Source organism: Sandarakinorhabdus glacialis, assembly GCF_014643455.1.
GTDB classification, from domain to species: Bacteria; Pseudomonadota; Alphaproteobacteria; order Sphingomonadales; family Sphingomonadaceae; genus Sandarakinorhabdus; species Sandarakinorhabdus glacialis.
Genome location: NZ_BMJM01000029.1, coordinates 1 through 4,350, shown reverse-complemented (window position 1 = coordinate 4,350; position 4,350 = coordinate 1). Strand labels below are relative to the sequence as shown.

Below are 4,350 nucleotides of genomic sequence, written 5' to 3'. Positions count from 1 at the left end.
GCGCCGTGGGCGGCGCATGCGGTCGGCGATGCCACTGCGAATGACCTGCTGCGGCTTGCCGCTGTAGGCTGTCTGGACTTGGGGCAGGTCAGGTGGCACCCAACGGAGGCGTATCCTATTATAACTGGTCGGCTTCTCTTTATTGGTTCATGAGAAGATCAATATCCTTTGACGCAGCCGTTCGCGAGAACTGGAAAACTGGAGTATTCGATGCCTGTACATCGTAACGCGCACGCAAGGTGTTTTCCAAAAAGCATTCCGTTCGAGCACGTAACTGAATGAGTCGAGCCGTACCAAATTTTCGTATCTACGCGGAGAGCCTCATCGACGGTGAGATCAGCCGAAATGTGTCTTCAAAATCAGACCCCGCAGTGGTCTTCGTCGTCATAAAGAAATTGAGCCCGCAGTTTGTCTCGCTCATGGGGGCGGCCGGTTTTCGTGCACTCGTTTCGCGCGCGCTCGCGTTGGCCAGCAAGGAAGTTGATTGGCTGGGCGAGTTGCATGTTGGAAACGACAGCTCTTTTGAAGGGATGAACGAACTTCGAGCTCAACCAAACCCAAAAGAGATTGCTGATGGTGGGATTGTTCTGCTTGCCCGGTTGCTCGGCCTTCTGATGACTCTCATAGGGGAAGACTTGACGCTGCAATTGTTGAGAAATTTCAGCGACATTGAATTAGGCCAGGAAAATTAAGATGGCAAAAAACCCTCGTGCCGCAGCTGAACGCAAGCTGGCGAATAATGTGGCAAGCCAACGGGCGAAGGTCGCTATCCGCAAACTGCCCACCGGCGTTCGCGGTCTTGACGACATCCTACACGGCGGTATCCCGGAGTTTTCATTCAACGTCATCGCCGGCATGCCGGGTTCAGGCAAGACGACGATGGCGCACCAAATCCTTTTCGCCAATGCGACAGCTGAAAAACCCGCGCTCTTTTTTACCGTTCTCGGTGAGCCCGCGATTAAAATGCTGCGCTACCAGCAACAGTTTTCATTCTTCGATGGGTCCAAGGTGGGTACCGCCGTTCGTTTCAGCAATCTCAGCGACATAGTGTTGCATCAAGATTTGGACGCGGTCCTCGCTGAAATTATCAAACAGGTCACGGCGATCAATCCGTGCGTCGTAATGGTGGACTCCTTTCGCACCGTCATGCGCAAACCGCAGTCCGCTGCCGGCGAAATGGAGATGCAATCGTTCATTCAGCAGCTCACTCAGTTTCTGACCAGTTGGGAAGCCACGACATTTCTGGTCGGCGAATTTGGCGAGGAGGAGACCCACGGGAATCCACTGTTTACCATCGCGGATGGCCTCTTCTGGCTTTCGCAAAAGACGGAAAGAAATTCCGTGGTGCGAAAGCTGCAAGTCGTGAAAGTGCGCGGGTCGGGTTCAGTGCCAGGATTGCACACCGTCCGCATCAACGAAAACGGATTGCAGGCATTTTCGCGCACGCTGGGATTTGTCCTCAAGAATCCGAAACCGGCCAAGCGCCGACGGTTATCCATGGGCATTCCTGATTTGGACAAGATGATGGGCGGAGGCGTTCTAGAAGGCGACAGTCTGCTCATAGCCGGGCCTTCGGGGACCGGCAAAACGGCGCTGGCCACGCAATTCATTGCCGCGGGCCTACGCAATGGCGAGCCGGGGATCATGGCGATCTTTGAAGAGCGACCGAAAGGCTATACCGAACGCGCCGACGCCTTTGGTTTGGATTTGAAAACGCCGCTGGAGAAGGGAAATCTGGAAATCATCTACCTTCGTCCACTCGACCTCTCAGTGGATGAAACCATGCAGGAGATCCTCGATGCCGTTGAAAGAGTCGGCGCGAAACGTCTCGTGATCGATTCTTTGGTCAGTCTCGAGATGGCGCTAGCACCCGGTTTCCGCGAGGACTTTCGCGAGTCGCTGTATCGGCTGATCGTGGCGCTGACGGGGGCCGGGGTCACAATTCTCAGTACGGTCGAAGTAGAGGACTCGTTTACCGGGTTTTCCTTCAGCCACTACACGATCTCGTTCCTGACCGATGACATCATCAGGATGCGCTATGTGGAAATTGACGGCCAGCTTCGGAAGGTCATGGTCGTGATCAAAATGCGCGGGGGCAATCACAGCAAAGACATCCGTGAATATGTCATTACGGACAAAGGCGTGGTCGTCATCCAGCCTCGATCCACGGATTACGACGGACTGACCACCGGAATTCCCACGCGAACCGGCCCAAGCCCGCAGCAGAAAGCGGAAGCTTCTCCGGAGCCGAAAGCTAGAGCTAAGTCGAGGGCTGCGAAATGATAGCGTGGTCGCGAGCGAACTTGGGGTCCGGTTTTCCAGGCCGGCTTGGCGGACCATCCGAGTTACGCTGCCCTGCGCGGAAGGGCGTAATCAATCAAGCCGCCCGTTCGATTTACGGGCTCACCTTCGTGTTTTACTTTTCAGGAACCGAATATTCCGTTGGGCGCATAAACTAAATGACTAAAGCTATGCGGTTCAATAAAGACATAGTCGCGATGAATGAGGCGCTGGTCATCAGTTCGCTGCGCCAGCAGGAACTCGTCGATGCCACAGATCTAGTGAACGCTGAACTGCAACGTGAGATCACTGAACGCAAGATAGCGGAGGTGACGCTCCACGAAAGCGAAGCACGCTATCGCGCTCTGTTCGAATCGGGTCCCGTGGCCATCTATTCCTGCCATGCCTCGGGTGTGATTCGGGATTTCAACCGCCGCTGCGTCGAACTATGGGGACGCGAGCCAGCGGCATGGGATGAAAACGAGCGGTTTTCCGGCGCGTTCAAAATGTTCTGGCCGGATGGCAGGCACATGCCCCACGAACATTGCCTCATGCCCGACGTGTTAAGCGGTAAGATACCTGAGGTGCGAGACGTGGAAGTGCACGTCAAGCGGCCCGACGGCACGCGGATTGCCGTGCTCATGAATATTCGCCCGCTAAAAAACCAGGGCGGCGAAATCACCGGGGCAATCAATAGTTTTCTCGATATCACCGAGCGTCAGGCAGCACAGGAAACCATCCGTGCCAGCGAGGCGAGGTTCCGAATGCTCTTCGAAGTCATTGACGAGGGCTTCTGCACAATCGAAAAGATCGATACCCGCGCCGGTGAGCCGAGCGACTTCCGCTACCTCTCCGCCAATGCCGGTTTTGAGAAACAAACTGGTCGCGGCGACGTCGTTGGCAAGACTATTCGGGAAGCGTTTCCTGACGAGCCACAGGCATGGTTCGACACCTACGACGCAGTCATGGCCACGGGAAATTCAATCCGATTTGAGCGCGAACTGGCATCGCAAGGAAGGTCGCTGGAGTTGTTTGCTTTTCGCTTCGAGGATGAAGCCGTCCTGAAGATTGGTGTGATCTTTCTCGACGTGAGCCTGCGCAAACATCATGAGGAACAACGAGAGTTGCTTCTCGAGGAGATGGATCACCGGATTAAAAATCTGTTCGCCGTCGTCGGGGGCATAGTGACGTTGAGCGCCAGGTCGGCGGCCACGCCCAAAGAACTGGTCCAGACCGTTCAAGGCCGGCTTGCCGCGCTCGCCAGCGCCCATCAGTTGGTAAGGCCCGGACATTCAGTGACCGTTGCCGCTGAACGGAAAGCGACTTTGGGGGACTTGGTCCGAAAAGTCCTCTCGCCTTACGCCGATCCAGCAGAACCCGGGGACCGTCCGCGCGTAGAAATTGGCGGGCCGGAAATTGCAGTCGGCGTGGAAGCCGCCAAGAACATCGCCCTCGTGGTGCATGAGTTAGCGACGAACGCGACCAAATACGGCGCTCTCTCTGTCCCGAGTGGGCGCATCCGCATTTCGTGGGCGGTGGCCAAAGGCCGCCTTGCTTTCTCATGGGAAGAGAAGGACGGACCCGTAATAATAACCCCCCCCGAGCTAAAGGGCTTCGGCAGCGTATTGGTCCGCACAAGCGTTAGCTCGGGTCTGCGCGGGGAACTGACTGTCCACTGGAATCCCGACGGGTTGGTGGTTATTGTTTCGGCAGAGACGGAACGCTTGGCCCTTTGAGTGCAAAATCGTTCCTAACAATGACCCCTCATCAAGCTGCACAAGGCTCAGTTGAAGAGCGACCGCACGTCGTGCCATTCGGCCAATGCCAACCAGATGCGGCTTTCCTTCACACGCCGCCTACTGGCTGATGTGGAGGCTGCGCAAGGCTCTGCCGCAAACCGCAGCCCTCGGGGCCGTCGAGTCGCCACCATTAGGCACTGTCAGACGAATGTGGCACGGCGTGCTCAGAGCCCGATTCAAAAGTTTATCAAGCGTAGCAGTACTTTGCGGTACGTCGCACGATCATGCGGATGGACGCGATCTGTGCCCATGCGGTTGAGGAAGCGATGGA

General features: G+C 56.2%; 3 protein-coding genes and 1 pseudogene. All 4 read left to right on the top strand.

All coding sequences use genetic code 11. The features are described from left to right. Positions 1-278: 278 nt before the first annotated feature. On the top strand, positions 279-692 hold the full coding sequence (locus tag IEW98_RS15950) for a hypothetical protein (RefSeq protein ID WP_188764509.1): 414 nt from the start codon (positions 279-281) through the stop codon (positions 690-692). A 1-nt stretch (position 693) separates the two neighbouring features. Then, positions 694-2,283: a DUF7125 family protein gene (locus tag IEW98_RS15945; RefSeq protein WP_188764507.1), complete on the top strand. Its 1,590-nt coding sequence runs from the start codon at positions 694-696 to the stop codon at positions 2,281-2,283. A gap of 188 nt (positions 2,284-2,471) precedes the next feature. Then, a complete protein-coding gene (locus IEW98_RS15940) occupies positions 2,472-4,016 on the top strand; it encodes a sensor histidine kinase (protein WP_188764505.1) in 1,545 nt (514 codons plus the stop codon). 27 nt (positions 4,017-4,043) lie between these two features. Then, positions 4,044-4,200, top strand: a pseudogene (locus IEW98_RS16635) (transposase); the annotation flags it as partial. Positions 4,201-4,350: the final 150 nt, after the last annotated feature.